The organism is Sphingobium sp. B8D3A (assembly GCF_025961995.1).
GTDB lineage: Bacteria > Pseudomonadota > Alphaproteobacteria > Sphingomonadales > Sphingomonadaceae > Sphingobium.
In genome coordinates, this window is sequence record NZ_JAOQOS010000001.1 from 3,308,416 (window position 1) to 3,329,072 (window position 20,657).

Genomic DNA, 20,657 nt, shown 5'->3' on the forward strand with positions numbered 1-20,657 from the left:
TCAATTCACGGGATTATTCCGCCGCGGCGGCCTGCTCGGCTTCCGGCATCTTGCCTGCCTGGTCATGCAGGAACACGCCCTGCCTGCGCAACTCTGCCTGCAGGCTGGTCACATCGAGCGCGCGGGGCTGGACGCCGGCGTTCACGCTGAGCGCGGCTGCAGCACCGGCGGCCTGGCCGGTCAGCCAGCATTGCGGGATCTCGCGCATGAAGCCATGCGAGTTGGCATCGCAGCTGATGTGCTTGCCGCCCGCCAGCAAGCCATCGAGCTTGCGCGGGACCAGCGCGCCATAGGGCACCGAGATCACCGGATATTTGAGGCTGACCGAAGGGCTGACGCCAACCTCGTCAGGCAGCGCAATGCCGTCGGCCCACTGGCTGCGCAGGATCTTGCCCATGCCGGCCAGACGCCGTGTGTGCCGCACGCCAAGCTGCGAGCCGCTCTGCAGCATATAACATTGCTCGAAGCCCGGCGCATGCTCGAGGAAGAACTCGCAATGCGTCTGCATGAAGCGGTGCGAGCGGATCTCCAGCTCGGTCTGGTCATCCACGTCCAGCGCCGAGAGGCCGGACTGGCGCGGGCCGAGGAACAGCGCGATGTCGTTGCGCCAGGAGACATAAGGCGGCTGGAAGAAGCCGAGCCGCTCGCGGCCGAGCTTGGCGAACTCGGCATATTGCTCGGGCTCATTGGCGCGGAAGGCCAGCCAGCGGTCCATGTCCACACCGCCCAGCATGAAGCCGGTGTTGGCGCTGTGGTGGACGTCGCCTTCCTCGATGTCGGTGTCGAACTCGGCCCCGGCGCGCGCGAAGATGTCGCCATCGCCAGTGGTGTCGACCACCACCTTGGCGCGCAGCGCCTGACGCCCGGCCTTGGATTCGAACACCACGCCCTCGACCTTGCCATCGGCGACCATCGGCACCGCTGCCCAGCTGTGGAACACCAGCCGCACGCCGGCTGCCAGCAGCATCTCCTGGCTGATCAGCTTCAACCGCTCGGGATCGAGCGTGGGCGACCAGCAGACCGTGCCGTGGAAGGCCGCAGTGCGCTGGCCCCAATAGCTCGCCTTCTTGGGATCGCGCGAGCCCCAGTCGGCGCGCGGTGGTCCGGCAAGGCCAGCGGCGGGCAAGCGCCCGAGCACATCATTGGCAAAGCCCTGGATGACCTGGCGACCGGTCCAGTCGGTCATCCGGTCGATCCAGATGACGAGGCCGCCGGTGGAAAGCCCGCCAAGATGATTATAGCGCTCCATCAGCACCACATCGGCCCCGGCCTGCGCCGCCGCCCAGGCCGCCGCCGTGCCCGAAGGCCCGCCGCCGACCACCAGCACGTCGCAGCTGTGATACACCGGAATCTCGCGTGCAGGCTCGACCCAGGTCCCCGTGCCATTGGCCCGCGGCAGCACCCGACCACCCGTCTCGAACACGTCAGAGGCCAGAAAACGATCCTCCGACTGGCGAACCTGACGGACCTTCGGCGTCTGCTCTTCAGCCATCTGACATTCTCTCCTCACTGATTCGCCTTGCTTCATAGTCAAGGCAACAAATTTTCGCTCGTGTATAGAGAGCTTGCTAATTATTAGTTCAGATGTAGCTAAACAGGTAGCGAAATGATCGCGGTCCCGGCAAAGGACGGCGAGATATGGATAATCTGCGCGAAGAGGGAGATGCCTGCGGTATGGCCAGAGCGGCAAAAACGGTTGATCTTGCGACGTTGCTCGACGGACGCAAGCTCACGCCCTTCAACTATCTGCTGATCATGCTCTCCTGGCTCGTCACGCTGTTCGACGGGCTGGACATGATGATGATGTCGTTCACCGCCCCTTACATGCAGGACGAGCTGCAGCTCACGGACATCGAGATCGGCAATGCCTTCTCGGCCGGCACAGTGGGCATGGTCGTCGGCGGGTTGATCTTCACTTATGTCGGCGACCGCATCGGCCGCCGCCCGACCATCATCATGTGCACCTTCGCCTTTGGCATCCTGACCTTCCTCACCGGTTTCGCGACCAATTATCCGGCCCTGCTCACCCTGCGCTTCCTCGATGGTCTGGCCATTGGCGGCGCTCTGCCGCTCGCCTGGGCGCTCAATGTCGAGTTCGTGCCGCCCAAGTTGCGTGCCACGGTGATCGCCTTCATCATGATGGGCTTCAGCCTCGGCAGCGCGGCCGCCGCCCCGCTCACCAACATGATCGCGCCGTTCCATGGCTGGGAAGGCGTGTATTTCGCCGGCGGCATCGGCTCGGTCGTCTGCGCGCTCGCCATCGCGATTTTCCTGCCGGAATCCCCGCGCTTCCTGGCCAGCAAGGGCATCAAGCCCGAGCTGATCGTCGCGACCATCAAGCGGCTGGATAAGAGCATCGACGTGCAGGCGGACGACCAGTTCATTCTGGCCGACGAAGGCAAGCACAAGCGCAACTTCCGCTTCAGCGACCTGTTCGTCGGCAATCTGCGCCTGCTCACGCCGATCATTTGGATCGGCTATGGCGCCAGCGCCCTCGGCATCTTCTTCAAGTCCGCCTTCGGCCCCCTGGTGCTCGAGCGGATGGACGTGGCGCGGGAAACCGCCGCCAATGTCTCGGCCATCGGCGCGCTGCTCGGCGCGGTTGCCGGCGTGGTCATCATGCGCTTCTCTGCCCGCTACGGCCTCAAATTCGCGGCTGCCTGCACGCTCCTCATCGTGCCCATGGCCGTCGGCATCGGCATGGAATGGATTCCGCGCGCGATGCTGCTGCCGACCATCGTGGTGCAGAGCATGCTGGTCGGTGGCTGCCATGCGGCGATCATCAGCCAGCTCGCGCTTTATTATCCGAGCGCGATCCGGGCGAGCGCCGGCGGCTGGGCATCGGCGGTCGGCAAGATCGGCGGCATCGTCGGCCCGCTCATCGGCGGCGCGATCCTCGCAAGCGGCATCCCCGCCGTGCGTACCTATGCGCTCGCGGCGATCTGCCCCTTCATCCTCTTCCTCTCGATCCTCGTGATCAACATGCTGCTCAAGCGGCCGGAACGCCCGGCGCCGGAGGCTGCGGGCACTGCGGCGGCTTAACGAGATCCTCACCGCTCGCGGGGAGGGGGACCGCCGAAGACGGTGGAGGGGGTCTCGCCCGCCCCCTCCGTCAGCGCTGCGCGCTGCCACCTCCCCATATATGGGGAGGATTTGAAGCGCGCTTAGCCGAGTGCGCGCTCAATGAGTGCCATGGTCGAAGGGTCGAAGCCCTGCGCGCCATTCTGTTCGATGGACTTGGCGATCTCCTTGCCGAGTTCCACGCCGAACTGGTCAAAGCTGTTGATCTCCATCAGCACGCCATTGGCAAAAGTGCGGTGCTCGTAGAAGGCAATCAGCGCGCCCAGCGTGTGCGGGCTCAGCTCATCGATGAGGATCGTTGTTGAGGGACGGTTGCCCGGATAGGCCCGGGCCGGATCGGCAGCATTCTCGCGACCCTGCATCAGCGCGGCGCCCTGCGCGAAGCAATTGACCAGAAGCGTCTGGTGATGGGCAGGGTCGAGCGTGTCGCCCGGTTCGGTCACCGCGACGAACTCCACCGGCACGACATGCGTGCCCTGATGGAGAAGCTGGAAAACCGCGTGTTGCGCGTCCGTGCCGACACCGCCCCAGGTGATCGCAGACGTCGGTCCATCGACCGGGCTGCCATCCGCCTTCACCGACTTGCCGTTGCTCTCCATCTCCAGTTGCTGGAGATAGGAAGGCAACAGCCGCAACCGTTGATCATAAGCGAAGACGGCGCGGGTCTGGCAGGCCATGACGCGGGCATAGAACAGGTCGATAAAGGCAGCGCGCAGCGGGGCATTGTCGCGGGCGTGGGCGTGGCGGAAATGCCGGTCCATCGCCGCAGCACCCTCTAGCAGCGCCTCATAGGCATCCCAGCCCAGCGCCAGCGCGGCCGGGAAGCCGATGGAAGACCAGAGCGAATAGCGCCCGCCCACGCTTTCGGAAAAGCCCAGGATGCGCGTTTCGTCCACGCCCCATTCGATGGCCTTGTCCGGCGCGGCGGTGAGCGCGATGACCTGGCCATAGGGATCGTCCACCCCGGCCTGCGTCATCCACGCGATCGCGCTGGCGGCATTGAGCATCGTCTCGGTGGTGGTGAAGGTCTTGGAGGCGATGACGAGCAGCGTGAAGGCCGGATCGAACCGGGCCATCGCATCCTCCAGCGCCACGCCATCGACATTGGAGACGATGGCGACGTCATAGCGGTCGGCATGACGAGCAAGCGCATCGACCAGCAGATCAGGCCCCAGCGCCGATCCGCCGATGCCGACGTGCAGGATGTGGCGGATCTCGCCGAGCGCGCCGGCCTCGATCGCGTCGATCAACGTGCGCATCCGCACCTTGTGCTCGCGTGCGGCGGCCACGCTCTCCGGATTGCCCTCGCCACGCTCGGCGGTGTGCTCGACAGCGCGCCCTTCAGTCACGTTGATAACCTCGCCGGCGAACATCGCCGCGCGCTTGCCGTTAAAATCAACTGCCTGTGCCAGCGCCTCGAAGGCCGAGAGCGTCGTCTCGGTGAGGTGCGTCTTGGAGAAATCGAAGCGCAGGCCGGCCTCCTCGACCACATGGCCCGCCAGCCGATCCGCCTCGTCGCGGAACAGGCTGCGCAGATCGGGAATCGGCGCCGCCTTGATGTCGGTCCAGCAAGCGGTGATGCGATCAGGGTCGGTCATGGTGCGTAAGCGCTCCCGTATGGCGTTGCTTCATTAAGGGGCGGCATATCCAATGCGCAGGCCTATTGCACGTGCGAAGCGCGCCACAATGCTTGACGCCGCCACCCCCGCCCCGCAAAGACGCTATATTCCCGTCATCGCGACGAACCTGTCTGGAAAGCTGCCCTTCGATGTCCCACAAATCCGAGACACGGGATTTCCTGTGGTTCCTCGTCAAGCTTGTGGTGATCGTGGTGGCGATCCGCTCGCTGCTGATCGCGCCGTTCAATATTCCCTCCGAATCCATGCAGCCGCGCCTGCTGATCGGCGACTATCTGCTCGTCTCCAAATGGTCCTACGGCTATTCGCGCTACAGCTTCCCGTTTCAGCCCGCTTTGTTCGAGGGGCGGGTGATGGGCAAGGTGCCCGAGCGGGGGGACGTGGTGGTGTTCGCCTCGCCGGGCAATCCCAAGGAAGACTGGATCAAGCGCGTCATTGGCCTGCCGGGCGATACCATCCAGATGCAGGACGGCGTCGTCTATCTGAACGGCAAGGCCATTCCCAAGCGGCGAATCGATGATCTGGTGATCCCGGTGACCGCCAACATGCTGCAGGCAGCCAATACCGAGCGCAGCCCCTCGCCCTGTTTCATCGAGGAATTCGAGTTCACGGATGCCAAGGGCGAGGCCTTTTGCCGCTACCCGCGCTATCGCGAGACGCTGCCGAACGGAAAAAGCTACGAAGTGCTGGACCTTATCGACGGTCCGGCGGACAATAGCGCCGTCTCTGTTGTACCGGAGGGCCACGTCTTCGTCATGGGCGACAATCGCGACCGCAGTGCCGACAGCCGCATTCCCGTCGACGCCCGGGGCGTCGGACCGTTGCCGATCGACCATCTGATCGGGCGGGCGCTGGTCAGCTTCTTCTCCACCGACGGTTCGGCCAATCTGCTCCTGCCCTGGACATGGTTCACCGCCGCCCGGCCTGAACGTATCGGCGAAGGCTTTTGAGCACGGCCGATCTCGACGCCTGGCTCGCCGACCTTATCGGTCAGGCGCCGGGGCAGCGGGCGCTCTATGAGCAGGCGCTGACCCATGGCAGCGCCAGCGCGACCCATTATGAGCGGCTGGAGTTTCTGGGCGACCGGGTGCTGGGGCTGGTGATGGCCGATTGGCTCTACGTCCGCTTTCCCGCCGAGAAGGAAGGCCAGCTCTCCCGCCGGTTCAATCAGCTGGTGACCGGCACTAGCTGCGCGCAGGTTGCTCGCGAGATTGGCGTGCGCACGCATCTGCGCCTCGGCAAGCAGGCGCGCGACGATGGCGCGGTCGAGAGCGACAATGTGCTGGGCGATGTCGTGGAAGCGCTGATCGGCGCCATGTATCTGGACATCGGCATGGATGCCGCGCGCGCATTCATCCACCGCATGTGGGAGCCGATGGTCGAGGGACAGGCCAGCGCGCCCAAGCACCCCAAATCCGCGCTGCAGGAATGGGCGGCCGCCCATAACCGCCAGCCGCCCCATTATGAGCTGCTGGAGCGCAGCGGGCCGCAACATGCCCTGCGCTTCACCATCTCGGTGTCGATCCGCAGTGCGGGTGAGGCGCAGGGCGAGGGCCATTCCAAGCAGGAGGCCGAGACGGCCGCCGCCATTGCCCTGCTCGCCAAGCTCAAGGCATGACCCGCCCCCCCTTTTCAGCCAGCGCGCGCCATGCGCCCGACGGAGTGACCAGTGACCTCAACGCCATCGCCTGACCATCAACGCTGCGGCGTCATCGCGGTCGTGGGGGCTCCGAATGCGGGCAAGTCCACGCTGACCAATGCCCTGGTCGGCCAGAAGATCGCGATCACCAGCCCCAAGGCGCAGACCACCCGCACGCGGGTAATGGGCATCGCCATCGAGGGGCCCGCGCAGATCATCCTCGTCGATACGCCGGGCATCTTCCAGCCGGACAGGCGGCTCGACCGCGCCATGGTGCAGGCCGCGTGGGGCGGCGCGCAGGATGCCGACTTGATCGCGCTGATTGTCGACGGCCGCGCCGGCCTTGGGCCCAAGATGGAGCCGATCCTCGATGGCCTCGCCCAGCGGCGCGAAACAAAGTGGCTGATCGTCAACAAGGTCGACATCGCCGCCAAGGACAAGCTGCTCACGCTGACCCAGCGCCTGCACGAGCGGGTGGATTTCGCTGAGACCTTCTTCGTGAGCGCCACCACCGCGGACGGGCTGGTCGACCTCAAGGCCGCCATGGCCGCCGCCGTGCCGGAAGGGCCGTGGCATTTCCCCGAAGATCAGGTTTCGGATGCCACAGACCGCCTGCTCGCCTCCGAAATCACGCGCGAGCAGCTCTATCACCAGCTCCACGACGAACTGCCCTATCAAAGCGCGGTCGAGACCGAGCAATATAAGGAGCGCGCCGACGGGTCGGTAGAGATCCACCAGCAGATCCTCGTCGCGCGGGCAACGCAGCGCGGCATCATTCTCGGCAAGGGCGGGCAGCGGCTGAAGGAGATCGGCAGCAAGGCCCGGGCCGAACTGTCGAGCCTGCTGGGCGTGCCCGTCCACCTCTACCTGCATGTGAAGGTGAAGGAAGGCTGGGACGAGGACCGCCACGTTTATCGTGACATCGGTCTCGACTGGGTGGACTGACCCCATCCCTCGCGCAATCCCGGATTGGATCAATCCGCTCCTCGCGTCGAAACCAGTGGTTGACGCCACGACCCTGCTTTTTCATGGAGCTTAGGTCGCTACCGAACGCCGGGAGGCTCGGTCGCGGGGGTGGGAGGATTGATCGCTTTTGGGAAGAGCGCTGCCCAGTCTGACCGAAGCTATCCTGAGTGCGCCTCTCACCGAGGGCGGCTGGGAGGGCGCCTTGCGTGCGCTCGCCAGAGAGACGCGGTCTTTGTCCGGCCAGTTGCTCGGGATCGGATCGCCAACCACGCTGGCCTTCAACCTCCTCACTGATCCGGTGAACGAGCGTCTCTGCCGCCAGTTTGACAGCGAGGTTGCCAATTATTCCCATGGAAACTGGCGGGTCGCCGCTGCCAGCGGTCCGCTCGATGTGCGCCACGAATATCATTATGATGCCATCAAGGCCGCGCAGAACACCGACATCTATGACGACTTCACGCATGACGCCAACATGCCACATGGCTGCCAAGTGGTGCTCGTCAATGACGGGCAGGTGATGGTCGGACTGGCCGTTCTGCGCACCTATCAGGATGGGCGCACCACCGAGGCTGATCGCGCCGTTTTCACGCAGGCCGCGCCGCTAATGCAGTCCGCCGTCAGGATGCAGCGCACGCTGGAAGGCGAAGGCGCAAAGCTGCTCGCCGGATCGCTGGACACGATGAACACCGCCGCTTTCGTGTGCGACGGGCTGGGCCGGGTGTGCGCCACTACCCGCGCCGGCGAGGCGCTGCTCCGCGCCGAAGACCTGATCATGCTGCGCGACGAGCGGTTGACCGCCCCCAACAGCGCCGAAGCGCGCGAACTGCGGATGCAGATTGGCGCGATGCTGCAGGCAGGTGACCTGGCGCTGCCGAGTTGCGGGGTGTGGCTGGGCCAGCAGCGCCCCATCGCCCAGCGCCGCCTGTGCGAGATCTTCCGCCTGCCGGCCAAACCCGCTGCGCTCGGCTTCGAGCCGCGGCTGCTCGTCACTGTACGCGCGGCTGGCAACATTGGCGCGATGGAGCGCCAGGCATTGCAACGCATGATGGGCCTGACGCGGGCCGAGACCGAGATCGCCATGCTGCTGGCCGAAGGCACCTCCCGCGAAATGATCGCCCTGCAGCGCGGCACGAGCCTTGGCACGGTCAACATCCAGATCAAGCGCCTGTTCGAGAAGACGGGCACCAATCGGGAAGCCGAGCTGGTCGCGCTGATCAACCGCCTACTCCGCTGAGCGGCTTTTCGGACTTTATCAACGTCAACCATCGCGCATGGCTTGACCGGCGGGGGACAAGCGGGCAGCAGCGGCAGCACGAGACTTTTCGAGAGGAGCCGGAAATATGAGCGCCGGAAATATGAGCGATCGCCGCATGGTGACCATTGCGCCCACCGGGGGCACCACCTTCAAGAGCGCCAACCCGGCGCTGCCCACCCAGCCGCAGGAAATCGCCGACGACGTCTATGCCTGCTACAAGGCCGGCGCCTCGATCGCCGCCATCCACGCGCGCCGCCCGGACGACGAGGCCACCTGCAACCCGGCCATCTATCGCGACATCAACGAGCGCATCCGTGCCAAGTGCGACATCATCCTCAACAACTCCACGGGCGGCGGCAACAGCGGCGACATGCTCATCGAGCGGCCCGACGGCATGTTCGAGAACAGCTTCGAGGAGCGCCTCAAGGGCACCGAGGGCGGCGCGGAAATGTGCACCTTCGACGGCGTGACCGTGGTCGACACGATCAGCGGCAAGGACGTGCTGGTCATCACCCCGCCCTCGCGCTGCGAGACGCTGGTCAAGGCGATGGTCGACAAGGGCATCAAGCCGGAGTGGGAAGTCTTCTCGCCTGATCACATCCTTCAGGACGTGACGCGCCTGATCCAGAAGGGCTATGACAAGCCGCCCTACTACATCAACATCGTGCTGGGCGGCGAAAAGGGCTTTCAGGGCGCAATGCCCTACAGCACCGACATTCTCGACTTCATGGTGAAGTGCCTGCCGCCGCAGTCCATCTGGTGCATCTCCGGCATCGGCCCGGCCCAGCTTCCGGCCACCACGCAGGCGCTGCTGCTCGGCGGTCATGTCCGCGTGGGGCTGGAGGACAATCATTATTATTCGCGCGGTGTGAAGGCGACCAATTTGCAGCTGATCGAGCGGCAGGTGCGCATCATGAACGAGATGGGCATCGAGCCGATGAGCGCGGCGGAGTCGCGGGAGTTGCTGGGATTGAAGGCGGTCTGAAGTCAGGCGGTGGGGGGTGAGTGATGTGCCGCTGCCTCGACGGCAGGCACAGGTGCGAGCTTGCTCCCCACCCCAACCCCTCCCCTGAAAGGGATGGGCTTAGGAGGGTACGCGCAGCGGTTTGACTCTGCTGCACTGACCATCCAAGGTTGCCCGGTCGATGAACGCGCGGACGGGCTGCTGAGATCTGCCTCATCGAGCATGGAACCGCCCGATTGTCCGCGCTGACCGCGCCGGCCTGACGGCTGCCGGGGATTGGGACGGACAGCATGGCGGACGCATCGATGGGTTTCGGGCTGGGGCAGGCCATCATCCTGATGGGGGCCGGCGTGATTGCGGTGCCGCTGTTCCGGCGGCTGGGTCTCGGATCGGTGCTAGGCTACCTCGCCGCCGGCCTCTCCATCGGTCCCTTCGGGCTAGGGCTGATCAACGATCCGCAAGCACTGCTGCACATCGCCGAGCTAGGCGTGGTGATGTTCCTCTTCATCATCGGCCTCGAGATGCGGCCGCGCAAGCTGTGGAACCTGCGCAAGCAGATCTTCGGCCTTGGCGCGGCGCAGGTGCTGCTGTGCGGGGCGCTGCTGACCCTGCTCGGCATGGCGGCCGGCCTGCCTCCGGCCGTAGCGGCGGCAGGCGCGATGGGCTTCGTCCTCTCCTCCACCGCTGTCATCATGCAAATGCTGAACGAAGCTGGGGACGCGGGCACCGAGGAAGGCCAGAAGGCGATCTCGATCCTGCTGCTGGAAGACCTCGCCATCGTGCCGCTGCTCGCGCTCGTCGCCTTCTGGGCGGCGTTCCATGGCGCGGTGGGTGTGGAGGACGCGCCACCAGTCTGGCAGAGCATCGGCCTGGCGCTGGCGGCGCTCGCGGCGTTGATCGCGGCGGGGCGCTGGCTGCTCGATCCGCTGTTCGGCCTGATCGCGCGGGCCGGCGCACGCGAAGTGCTGACCGCCGCGGCGTTGCTCATCGTGTTGGGATCGGCCGTGTTGCTGGATGCAGCCGGGCTTTCTATGGCGATGGGCGCTTTCCTCGCTGGCGTGCTGCTCTCCGAATCCAGCTATCGCCATGAGCTGGAGGCCGATGTCGAGCCGTTTCGCGGCATCCTGCTCGGCCTGTTCTTCATCAGCGTGGGCATGTCGCTCGATCTCTCCACCGTGCTGCGCGAGTGGCAGCTGGTGCTGGGCGGCGTCCTCGCCTTCATGGTCGTCAAGGCGATCGGCATTTATGCCGTCGCGCGGCTGATGGGCTCGGCCCACAGCGCCGCAAGCCACCGCGCAGCGCTGTTCGCGCAGGGCGGCGAGTTCGCTTTCGTGCTCTATGGCGCCGCGCTGGCAGTGGGCCTGTTCGATGCGCGGATCGCAGCGATCATGAGCGCGATCGTCATCCTCTCCATGGCGCTGACGCCGCTGGTGCTCATCGTGCAGAACCGGATGCGCCGCAACGCGCCGGTTTCGCTCGACGGCGTAGACAAGGCCAAGGACCTGACCGGCCGCATCCTGTGCATTGGCTTCGGCCGGTTCGCGCAGGTGGCGAGCCAGGCGCTGCTCGCGCGGCGCTTCGAGCTCTCGTTGATCGAGAATGATGTCGAGATGATCCAGGCGGCCGGCAATTTCGGCTTCAAGGTCTATTATGGCGATGGCACGCGGTTGGACGTGCTCCATGCCTCCGGCGCCGGGCGGGCCGAGGCGATCCTCGTCTGCGTCGACAAGCCGGATGTGGCCGACAAGATCGTCGAGCTGTGCCGGCACGAATTCCCGCTCGCCAAGCTCTATGTGCGCGCCTTCGACCGCGGCCATTCGCTGCGCCTGATCAAGGCGGGCGTCGACTATCAGATCCGCGAGACGTTCGAATCCGCGCTGGCCTTCAGCGAGGCGGTGCTGACCGACCTCGGCGTGGACGAGGACGACGCGCGCGAGGCGATCGAGGACGTGCGCGAGCGCGATGCGCAGCGGGTGGAACTGCAACTGGTCGGGGGGATCACGGCCGGGCGTTCACTCATGCGCGGGAATATGGTGACCCCGGAGCCGGAGCCCTTCTTCCCGCCGCAGCGGGCTGAGGGCGGCTAGGGGGAACTGCCACGTTCCGTTCGCGTCGAGCGAAGTCGAAACACGCCTAAGCCGCGCATGGTGTCTCGACTTCGCTCGACACGAACGGGCGTAGGGGATGGGGATAAACGTAAAAGCAGCGCACGCTCTTCCCTTTTCCGTTCGCCCTGAGCGAAGTAGCCGCGGGAGGGCCGCTCGCCTCAGCCCTCGCTGAGCGCAGCCACCAGGGCTTTCACCTTCTTCTGCCGCCATTGCGGGAGGGGAGCGATGAGCCAGTAGCCGGGGCCATTGCGTGGTTCGCCAAGGGCGGCCACGCGGCCGGTGGCGATGTCCGCTTCCGCAAGCAGCGCGGGTACGCAGGCGCGGCCGAGGCCGTTGGCTGCGGCATCGATGGCGAGGCCGGCGTCGGCGACGCGGACGATGGCCTTGCCGTCATCGACCGGGCAGCCGGGCCAGGCGATGGGCGACTCCAGTCCGCCGCCATCGGGTGCGCCGACCGTGACGAAGCGTGGCTCGCCGAGGGCGACGCCCTCATGCTCGCCGGCACCGTCGGTCAGGCGCAAAGCGAGATCGAGATTGGCCTCGGTGAAATCCAGCGCATCATCCGCCGCGACGAGCATGAACTGCACGCCCGGTTCCTGCGCTGCATAAGCCGCGAGGCGCGCGCTCAGCCATTTGGCGGTGAGATCGCGCGGAGCGGCGATGGTGAGATGCTGGCTGCTCTGCCCGGCCTGCATGGCGCGGACCGATTCCTCGAGTTCCAGGAAGGCGCTGCGTAGCGCAGGAAGCCCCGCTTCCGCTTCCGGGGTCAGTTCCAGCCCGCGGGGCGTGCGACGGAACAATACGACGCCGAGCATATCTTCCAGCGCACGGATCTGCTGGCCGACCGCGGCGGGCGTCACCGCCAGCTCATCCGCCGCGCGGGTGAAGGAGAGATGCCGCGCCGCCGCGTCGAACACGCGCAGGCCGTTCAGCGGCAGATGGGTGCGCTTCATCCCGAGACCGCCGGCGCCTGCAGCGCGAAGCGGGGGATGCGCACATCCAGCAGGCTGCCACCGGCATCGAGCATCTGGTAGCTGCCTTCCATCCAGCCGGTCGGCGTGGAGAGCGGGCAGCCGGAAACATAATCATAAGCCGCGCCGGGATGGATCACCGGCTCCTCGCCGACGACGCCCTTGCCCTCGCGCTTGTAGAGCGCGCCGCGTCCGTCCGCGATGGTCCAGTGGCGCGTGAGCAATTGCACCGGCGCCTTGCGGCCATTTTCGATGCGGATGTGATAGGCCCAGAACCACTTGCCCATGTCCGGCTCCGATTGCTCGGAGAGAAAGTTGACGGACACGCGCACGGTCACGTCATGCGTGGTCTCGGCATAGGCAAAAAGGGCGTTCATCAAGGCATTCATGCTACGACCCGTCCTGTCTCGCCCGCCCGGATGTTGACCCTACTCAAAGCCCGACAGCGGTCAATGCCTGATCCAGATCGGCGATGATGTCCTCGGGATCTTCAAGGCCCACGTTGATGCGCACCATGCCATCGCCCACGCCCGCCTCGGCGCGGCCTTCCGGCCCCATATTGTTATGGGTCGTGGATGCCGGGTGGCACAGCAATGTGCGCGAATCGCCGATGTTGTTGGAGATGTCGCACAGCTCCATCGCATTGAGCAGGGCCATGGCCTGCGCGCGATCGGCAAGATTGAACGAGAAGATCGGCCCGGCGGCGCTCATCTGCTTCATCGCGAGATTGTGCTGCGGATGGCTCGGCAGGCCGGGATACAGCACATCCACGCCACGCTGCTCCATGAAGCGCGCGACCTTGAGCGCGTTCTCGGACTGGCGATGGGCGCGCAGGTCCAGCGTCTCCAGTCCCTTCAGCACCACCCAGGCGTTGAAAGGCGAGCAGATCGGCCCGGTGTTGCGCTGGAACGGCGAGAGCACGCCGTTGATCCACGCATCCGTGCCGCAAATGGCGCCGGCGAGCACCCGGCCCTGCCCGTCCATCAGCTTGGTGGCGCTGTAGGCCACCACATCCGCGCCGAAATCGAGCGGGCGCTGGAGCACCGGCGTCGCGAAGGCATTGTCCACCACCGTGGTGATGCCATGGGCACGGGCAAGGCCGCAGACATGCTCCAGATCGACAATGTCCATCGTGGGATTGGCCGGCGTCTCGAAGAAAAACACCTTGGTGTTGGGCTGGATCGCCTTTTCCCACGCATCATTGTCCCGCGCGTCGACGACGCTGTGGGTGATGCCGAAGCGGTTGAGCACGTTGGAGAGAATCCAGCGGCACGAGCCGAAGGCCGCGCGGCCCGCGACGACATGATCGCCGGCGCTCAGCATGCACAGCAGCGCGCTGGTCATCGCCGCCATGCCGCTCGCCTGCACCTTGCACGCCTCGGCGCCTTCCATCAGCGCGATGCGCTCTTCCAGCATCTGCACCGTCGGGTTCTGGAAGCGGGAATATTGCATCCCCGTCGCTTCCCCGGCGAAGCGGGCGGCGACTTCCTCCGCGCTGTCATAAGTATAGCCCGAGGTGAGGAAGAGCGCCTCGCTCGTCTCCCCCTGCTCGGAGCGCCAGGTGCCGCCGCGCACGGCCTGTGTCGCGGGCCGCCAGCGGCTGGTGCGGGAACGATCCTGTCCGGTTTGTCTCTTCATGACGTTGCCTTCTAGACCCTGTCAGGGGCCGGTCAATCCAATGGCGTCAGAGCGCCGCGAGCACAGCATCGCCCATGGCAGACGTGCTCATTGAGCCGCCAAGGTCGGCAGTGCGGGCACCACCGGCCAGCGCCTCGGCCACGGCCGCCTCGATGCGATCAGCCGCCTGTGCCTGATCGAGCGAGAAGCGCAGCATCATCGCGGCGGAGAGGATCGTCGCCAGCGGATTGGCCTTGCCCTGCCCGGCGATATCCGGCGCGGAGCCGTGGATCGGCTCATACAGCCCCTTGCCGTTGGCATCGAGCGAGGCCGAGGCCAGCATGCCGATGGATCCCACGCACATGCTCGCCTGGTCGGAGAGAATGTCGCCGAACAGATTGCCGGTCACGATCACATCGAACTGGCCGGGATTGCGCACGAGCTGCATGGCGGCATTGTCGACATACATGTGGGACAGCTCGACATCGGGATAGTCGGCGGCAACCTCGATCACCACGTCGCGCCAGAGCTGGCTGGTTTCCAGCACATTGGCCTTGTCCACCGAGCAGAGCTTGCCCCTGCGCGCCTGCGCGGCGCGGAAGGCGCTGTGGGCGATGCGGCGCACCTCGGCCTCGTCATAGGACATGATGTCATAGCCCTCGCGCAGGCCGTCGGCGGTCTTGCGGATGCCCTTCTCGCCGAAATAGACGTCGCCATTCAGTTCACGGACGATCAGCAGGTCGATCTTCTCGGCGACCTCCTTGCGCAGCGTGGAGGCATCGGCCAGCTCCGCGAACATCTTTGCGGGGCGCAGGTTGGAGAACAGGGTCAGCTCCTTGCGCAGGCCGAGAATGGCCTGCTCTGGCCGCAAGGCGCGCTCAAGCGAATCGCAATCGGGATCGCCCACCGCGCCGAACAGGATCGCGTCCGCGCGCTTTGCCAGATCGAGCGTAGCGGGAGGCAGCGGATGACCCTCCGCCTTATAGGCCGCGCCGCCGACCGGCGCTTCCTCATAGGTCAGGCCGGGGATCGCCAGCGCATCGAGCACGCGCTTGGCCTGCGCGGTGACTTCCGGACCGATGCCGTCTCCGGGCAGGATCGCAACGAGCATGGGTTTCCCTTTCTCAATCTGAAGACGGGCGGTGCTGCTAGACAGGCGCGCCGGCCCTGAGGATGTGGGCTGAGCCATTGCCTCAAGCAGGCCGGGTCACGCAACCGCTCTTTTGAGCCGTTCGATCAGCCGCTCGCGCGCGGCCAGCACGTCAGACCGGCGTGGATCGAACAACGACTGGGCGAGGAAATGGCCGGTCAGGTCAAAACCGGCCAGAATATCCGGCCAGCCTGCCTCGCCACCTTCGGTGAGGAAGGCTGGCAAGGGCAGCAACCGGTCGCGATGCGTGCCCGCCGCCACTGCCGTCACCGCGCGGCCGGTGCGGGGGCTGACATAAGCCAACCCTTCGCGCGCACCGGTGACTGCGCATTCCGCCAGATCGAGCCCGAAGCCCAGCTCGGCAAGCAGCAGCAGTTCGTAACGCACCAGCCCCACGGCCCAGCCGCGCGCAGCGGGCGCTGCTTCCACCGCATCGAGCACCGCGCCCAGCGCGGCGTAGAGCGCGGGGTAGGGATGGCCTTCCGGCAGTGTCACCGCCGTGAAGGCGCAAGCCCAATCGATCGCGGCGGCGGGCAGCGGCTCTGCCAGCAGCGGCCCCCGGCTGTGCTCCAGCTCGACCGAGAGGCTGGCGAGCTGATCGGCGGTGCGGGCGCGGAAGGTGCCGCGCACGATATTGCCGGGCAGAAGCACCGGGCGCATCCGGCTCGAGCGGCCGCCCTGCACATAGCCCGCGACCAGCCCCGCATCCGCCGTGAGCGCCCGCACGATCGCGGCATGCTCGCCATGCGCCCGAACGGCGCAGACGATGGCAGTGGCGGCGAGCGTGGACATGGGCGCTGTCTACCGGCTCGCGACCGGTTTAGCGATGCCGATCAAGCTGCGGCGATGATCGGCCCGAATTTGGCGGCGGTGAGGCTCGCCCCGCCGACCAGTGCGCCGTCGACATTGTCGGTGTGGAGGATATCCGCGGCGTTCTCACCGCTCACCGAGCCGCCATAGAGGATGCGCATGGCATTGCCGGCCTCCGCGCCCAGCGCCTTGACGAGCGCGGCGCGCAGCGCGGCGTGCATGGCCGCGATCTGCAGCGGGGTGGCGACCTTGCCGGTGCCGATCGCCCAGACCGGTTCATAGGCGATGGTCAGCCATTGCGGATCGGCGCCCTCGGGCAGCGAAGCGACAAGCTGATCGGCCACGAAGGCGTGCGCGACATCATCGCCCTGTTCGCGCGTGTCCAGCGTCTCGCCCACGCACAGCACCACGGAGAGACCGCCCTTGTGCGCGGCGAGTGCCTTGGCCGCGACATCGGCATTGCTCTCATGCTGATATTGCCGGCGCTCGCTATGCCCGACCAGCGTGCTGCGCGCGCCAGCTTCGGCCAGCATGGCGGCCGAGAGATTGCCGGTATAGGCCCCGGCCTCCGCCTGATGGCAATCCTGCGCGCCAATGAGCACGGCGCCGCCAAGCGGCGCGGCGGGCGCGATGAGCGTGGCCGGGAGATAGAGCGCCACATCGATATCGTTGCGGGCGGCGGCAAGCTCGGCAATGGCGGAGACCTCGCCAAGCTGCCCCTTGAGGCCGTTCATCTTCCAGTTGCCGGCGACGAATTTGCGGCGGATGGTCATAGCTTCACTCTCCTGCACAGGTGATCAATGATCTGGCGGCCCGGATGAACGGGCAGGACGGCTTTGTCCAGCCGGCACCGCATGGCTGTGGGGGCCCCATGGCCAGCCAAGCGCGCAAAGGCTTGATGCCATCGGATGCCCGCCCTAAAGCAGCCCCCAGCCTTTCGCCGCCTTTCTGGACAAAGACCCCATGCAGATTTTCCGTCGTCTTCTCGGTTCGAAATTTGGCGGCCTGTTCGCAATCGGATTTCTCGCGATCATCGCCTTCGCGTTCATCGCGGGCGATATCAGTGGCAATAGCGTGAATTTCGGCGGCAGCTCCAAGACGGAAGTCGCCAAGATCGGCGACCGCCCGCTGACCGTCGCCGAGTTGCAGAGCCGCACGCAGATGGTGTTCGAGCGGCAGCGGCAGGAAAATCCCGCGCTGACCATCGACCAGTTCCTGGCCCAGGGCGGCCTCAAGCGCGTGGCCGACGAGCTGATCTCCTCGCGCGCCCTGATTGCCTATGGCGAGAAGCACGGGATGCGGGTGAGCAAGGCGCTCATCGATGCGGAGATCGCCCGCAATTCCGCCTTCACGGACGCGACCGGCAATTTCAGCGAGACGGTATTCCGCCAGATGCTCGCCCAGCAGCGCGTCTCCGAGCAGGATCTGCGGGACGATATTGCCGCGCAGATCATCCAGCAGCAGCTGCTCCAGCCGGTGGGCGTGGGCACCAAGGCGCCGGCGAGCATGGTGCCGCCCTATGCCGCGATGCTGATCGAGGAACGCGCCGGCGAGATGTTCGCGATTTCCGCCGCCAGGTTCGCGCCGCAGACCGCGCCGACCGAGGCGCAGCTGCAGGATTATTACAAGCAGCATGGCAGCCAGTTCGCGATTCCCGAGCAGCGCCAGCTGCGCTACGCGCTGGTCAATCTCGCCCGCTTCGAGCCCCAGGCGACGCCGACCGACGCGGAAATCGCCGATCTCTACAAGAGCCGCCAGAGCCAGTTCGCCGGCCGCAAGACGCGCGATTTCAGCCAGCTGATCCTCGCGACGGAAGCGCTCGCCAAGGATGCCGCCGCCAAGGCGAAGGCCGGCCAGTCGCTGCAGGATGTCGCCAAGAGCCTCGGCCTCGCCGCCTCGCGCCTCGATGGCGTGGACGAGAAGCAGCTTGCTACGCAGATGAATGCGGAGATCGCCAAGGCCGGCTTCGCCGCCGCGCAGGGGGGTATCGTCGGTCCGGTCCGCTCGCCCGCCGGCTGGGCAGTGCTGCGCGTGGAAGCCCAGCGTGACGTGCCCGGCAAGACGCTGGCCGAAGCGCGCGAGGAACTGTCCGCCGAAGTGCGCCAGATCAAGGAGCGCCAGCTCTTCAGCGAGTTTCTGAACGATATGGATGGCCGCTTGGGCGCCGGCGCGACGCTGACCGACATCGCCAAGGAGCACAATCTCACCATCGTCGAGACGCCGCTGATCGTGCGCAACGGCCAGTCGCTGCGCGACCCGGCGTTCAAGCCCGACGCGACGCTGCAGGCGCTGCTCGAAGGCGGCTTCGCGGCGCGGCAGGATGACGATGCGCAGATCGTGCCGGTGAAGCCCGACGAGGAAGCCGCGCTCCTGACCGTGGCCGAAGTGGTGCCCGCCGGCCCGCCGCCCTTCGCGCAGGTGAAGCCGGCCGTGGAAGCGGCCTGGAAGCTGGCGCAGGGCGTTGGCAAGGCGCGCGAAATCGCCACGCAGCTCGCGGCGCAGCTGGGCAAGGGCGCCGAACCGGGGCCGCTGCTCGCCAAGCTCGGCATCGCCGACGCGCCGCGCCAGCCGCTCTCCGCGCGCCGCGCCGACATCAACCAGCAGGGCGGCCAGATCCCGCCCCCGCTCAAGGCGCTGTTCAGCATCCGCCAGGGCGGAACGCAGATGGTACCGCTGGAGAATAATCAGGGTTTCATCGTCGTGCGGCTGGACAAGATCACGCAGAATGATCCCACGCAGGTGCCGCAGCTGATGCAATCCACCGCGGCCGGCCTCAGCAATGTGCTGGGCGGGGAATATGCGCAGCAGTTCGTCACGGCGGTCCAGCAGGAGCTGGGCGTCAAGCGCAGCGAAGCGGCCATGGCGGCTGTGGAGCAGGAGCTGCGCCGCGCCTATGGCGGCAGCGCGGAATAAGGCGGGCCCGTTGACCATCGCGCAGGACAGCATCGACGCCGCACGCGCGGCCCTCTCCGCCGGGCGCTCCGCGCTCGTGTGGGCACGGCTGATCGCGGATACCGAAACCCCGGTCTCCGCTGCGCTCAAGCTGATCGAGCCGGAACGGGGCGACTTCATTCTCGAATCGGTGGAGGGTGGCGCTGTACGCGGGCGCTACAGCCTGATCGGCATCGCGCCGGACCTCGTGTTTCGCGCCACTGGGCGCAGCGCCGAGATCAACCGCGACTGGCGGACCGACCGGACCGCCTTCACGCCGCTGGAGAGTGATCCCCTCGCCGCGCTGCGCGATCTGGTGGCGGAATGCCGGGCGGATGTCGACCCGGCGCTGCCGGCTGCGCTCGCCTGCCTCGTCGGCTATTTCGCTTATGAGACCTTCGGCCTGGTCGAAAAGCTGCCGCGCCCGGCCGACAATGGCCTCGGCACGCCCGACATGCTGTTTGTGCGCCCGACGGTGGTGCTGGTGTTCGATCGGCTGGCCGATGCGCTCTACATCGTCGCGCCGACCTGGGCCGACCGGCTCGGCACCGGCGAGGCCGCCATCGACGCGCTGATCGATACGGCTGTGGGGCGCATCGAGGATGTCGCGGCGCAGCTCGCCCGGCCGCTCGCCGCGCAGACCGGTCAGGCCCCCGCCATCGACCTTGCCGCCATCACGCCAACGCCGGTGATGGAGCCGGGCGCCTATGCAGAGATGGTGAGCAAGGCCAAGGACTATATCGTCGCGGGCGACATCTTTCAGGTCGTGCTGGCGCAGCGCTTCACCACCCCCTTCCCGCTTCCGCCGATCGACCTCTACCGGGCGCTGCGGCGGATCAATCCCTCGCCCTTCCTCTACCATCTCGATCTGCCCGGCTTCGCGCTCACCGGCTCCAGCCCGGAGATTCTGGTCCGTGTGCGCGATGGGGAAGTGACGATCCGGCCGATTGCGGGCACCCGACCGCGCGGCAAGACGGCCAGCGAGGATGCCGAGAATCGCGATTCGCTGCTGGCCGATCCCAAGGAGCGCGCCGAGCATCTGATGCTGCTCGACCTGGGACGCAACGATGTCGGCCGCGTTGCCAGCGCTGGCTCGGTGAAGGTGACGGACAGCTACACCATCGAATTCTACAGCCATGTGATGCACATCGTCTCAAATGTGGTCGGCAAGCTCGACCCGAAGCACGATCCGCTCGATGCGCTGTTCGCCGGCTTCCCGGCCGGCACAGTATCCGGCGCGCCCAAGGTGCGCGCCTGCGAGATCATCGCCGAGCTGGAGCCGGAGACGCGCGGGCCTTATGCGGGCGGCGTCGGCTATTTCTCGCCGGATGGAAACATGGATAGCTGCATCGTGCTGCGGACGGCACTGGTGAAGGACGGCGTGCTGCACGCGCAGGCGGGCGCCGGCATCGTCGCGGATTCCGAGCCGGCCTATGAACAGCGCGAATGCGAGCACAAGGCCGGCGCCCTGTTTGCGGCCGCGCGGGAAGCCGTGAAGGTCGCGCAGGACGGGCGCTTCGGGCAGTAA

Annotated in this window: 17 protein-coding genes; 9 read left to right on the forward strand and 8 right to left on the reverse strand. The window is 66.4% G+C overall.

What is annotated here, in order from left to right:
• Positions 1-13 precede the first annotated feature (13 nt).
• Positions 14-1,492, reverse strand: coding sequence for an FAD-dependent oxidoreductase (locus M2342_RS15335; protein ID WP_264571248.1), 1,479 nt, complete (start codon positions 1,490-1,492; stop codon positions 14-16).
• 182 nt (positions 1,493-1,674) lie between these two features.
• On the opposite strand from M2342_RS15335, the gene M2342_RS15340 reads away from it, so the two are divergent.
• Positions 1,675-3,042 carry an MFS transporter gene (locus M2342_RS15340; protein ID WP_264577408.1) on the forward strand — a complete coding sequence of 456 codons (1,368 nt, stop codon included), beginning with the start codon at positions 1,675-1,677 and terminating at the stop codon, positions 3,040-3,042.
• Positions 3,043-3,164: 122 nt separating this feature from the next.
• On the opposite strand, the gene pgi is transcribed toward M2342_RS15340, so the two are convergent.
• Positions 3,165-4,679, reverse strand: coding sequence for a glucose-6-phosphate isomerase (pgi, locus tag M2342_RS15345; protein ID WP_264579712.1), 1,515 nt, complete (start codon positions 4,677-4,679; stop codon positions 3,165-3,167).
• Between the two features lie 170 nt (positions 4,680-4,849).
• Here pgi and lepB point away from each other — a divergent pair, with 170 nt between their 5' ends.
• The 6 genes from lepB (at position 4,850) to M2342_RS15375 (ending at position 11,629) form a co-directional block, all read left to right on the forward strand.
• Entirely contained in the window at positions 4,850-5,668 is an 819-nt protein-coding gene (gene lepB, locus M2342_RS15350; RefSeq protein ID WP_181560576.1) for a signal peptidase I, read from the forward strand.
• A complete protein-coding gene (rnc, locus tag M2342_RS15355; protein ID WP_264579713.1) occupies positions 5,665-6,336 on the forward strand; it encodes a ribonuclease III in 672 nt (223 codons plus the stop codon). The genes lepB and rnc overlap by 4 nt, the downstream gene beginning before the upstream one ends.
• Positions 6,337-6,387: 51 nt before the next feature.
• Complete coding sequence (gene era, locus M2342_RS15360; protein WP_264579714.1) at positions 6,388-7,302, forward strand: GTPase Era; 915 nt, start codon at positions 6,388-6,390, stop codon at positions 7,300-7,302.
• A gap of 223 nt (positions 7,303-7,525) precedes the next feature.
• Complete coding sequence (locus M2342_RS15365; protein WP_264579715.1) at positions 7,526-8,557, forward strand: helix-turn-helix transcriptional regulator; 1,032 nt, start codon at positions 7,526-7,528, stop codon at positions 8,555-8,557.
• Positions 8,558-8,663: 106 nt separating this feature from the next.
• Positions 8,664-9,563, forward strand: a complete 900-nt coding sequence (locus M2342_RS15370; protein WP_264579716.1) for a 3-keto-5-aminohexanoate cleavage protein — start codon at positions 8,664-8,666, stop codon at positions 9,561-9,563.
• A gap of 269 nt (positions 9,564-9,832) precedes the next feature.
• Complete coding sequence (locus tag M2342_RS15375) at positions 9,833-11,629, forward strand: monovalent cation:proton antiporter-2 (CPA2) family protein (protein WP_264579717.1); 1,797 nt, start codon at positions 9,833-9,835, stop codon at positions 11,627-11,629.
• A gap of 179 nt (positions 11,630-11,808) precedes the next feature.
• On the opposite strand, the gene M2342_RS15380 is transcribed toward M2342_RS15375, so the two are convergent.
• The 6 genes from M2342_RS15380 to tpiA form a co-directional block, all read right to left on the reverse strand.
• Positions 11,809-12,603 carry a LysR family transcriptional regulator gene (locus tag M2342_RS15380; protein WP_264579718.1) on the reverse strand — a complete coding sequence of 265 codons (795 nt, stop codon included), beginning with the start codon at positions 12,601-12,603 and terminating at the stop codon, positions 11,809-11,811.
• Positions 12,600-12,998 (reverse strand): Co2+/Mg2+ efflux protein ApaG, encoded by a 399-nt coding sequence (apaG, locus tag M2342_RS15385; protein WP_181560583.1) that lies wholly within the window; start codon positions 12,996-12,998, stop codon positions 12,600-12,602. The genes M2342_RS15380 and apaG overlap by 4 nt, the downstream gene beginning before the upstream one ends.
• A gap of 55 nt (positions 12,999-13,053) precedes the next feature.
• Positions 13,054-14,259, reverse strand: coding sequence for an O-succinylhomoserine sulfhydrylase (gene metZ / locus M2342_RS15390; protein ID WP_264579719.1), 1,206 nt, complete (start codon positions 14,257-14,259; stop codon positions 13,054-13,056).
• A 46-nt stretch (positions 14,260-14,305) separates the two neighbouring features.
• On the reverse strand, positions 14,306-15,349 hold the full coding sequence (leuB, locus tag M2342_RS15395; protein ID WP_264579720.1) for a 3-isopropylmalate dehydrogenase: 1,044 nt from the start codon (positions 15,347-15,349) through the stop codon (positions 14,306-14,308).
• 96 nt (positions 15,350-15,445) lie between these two features.
• On the reverse strand, positions 15,446-16,180 hold the full coding sequence (recO, locus tag M2342_RS15400) for a DNA repair protein RecO (RefSeq protein ID WP_264579721.1): 735 nt from the start codon (positions 16,178-16,180) through the stop codon (positions 15,446-15,448).
• Positions 16,181-16,221: 41 nt separating this feature from the next.
• A complete protein-coding gene (gene tpiA / locus M2342_RS15405; RefSeq protein WP_264579722.1) occupies positions 16,222-16,971 on the reverse strand; it encodes a triose-phosphate isomerase in 750 nt (249 codons plus the stop codon).
• Between the two features lie 190 nt (positions 16,972-17,161).
• Here tpiA and M2342_RS15410 point away from each other — a divergent pair, with 190 nt between their 5' ends.
• Positions 17,162-19,111 (forward strand): peptidylprolyl isomerase, encoded by a 1,950-nt coding sequence (locus M2342_RS15410; RefSeq protein ID WP_264579723.1) that lies wholly within the window; start codon positions 17,162-17,164, stop codon positions 19,109-19,111.
• The gene (locus M2342_RS15415; protein WP_264579724.1) at positions 19,092-20,657 is read left to right on the forward strand and encodes an anthranilate synthase component I family protein; all 1,566 of its coding nucleotides are present in this window, start codon (positions 19,092-19,094) and stop codon (positions 20,655-20,657) included. Before M2342_RS15410 ends, M2342_RS15415 begins: the two co-directional genes overlap by 20 nt.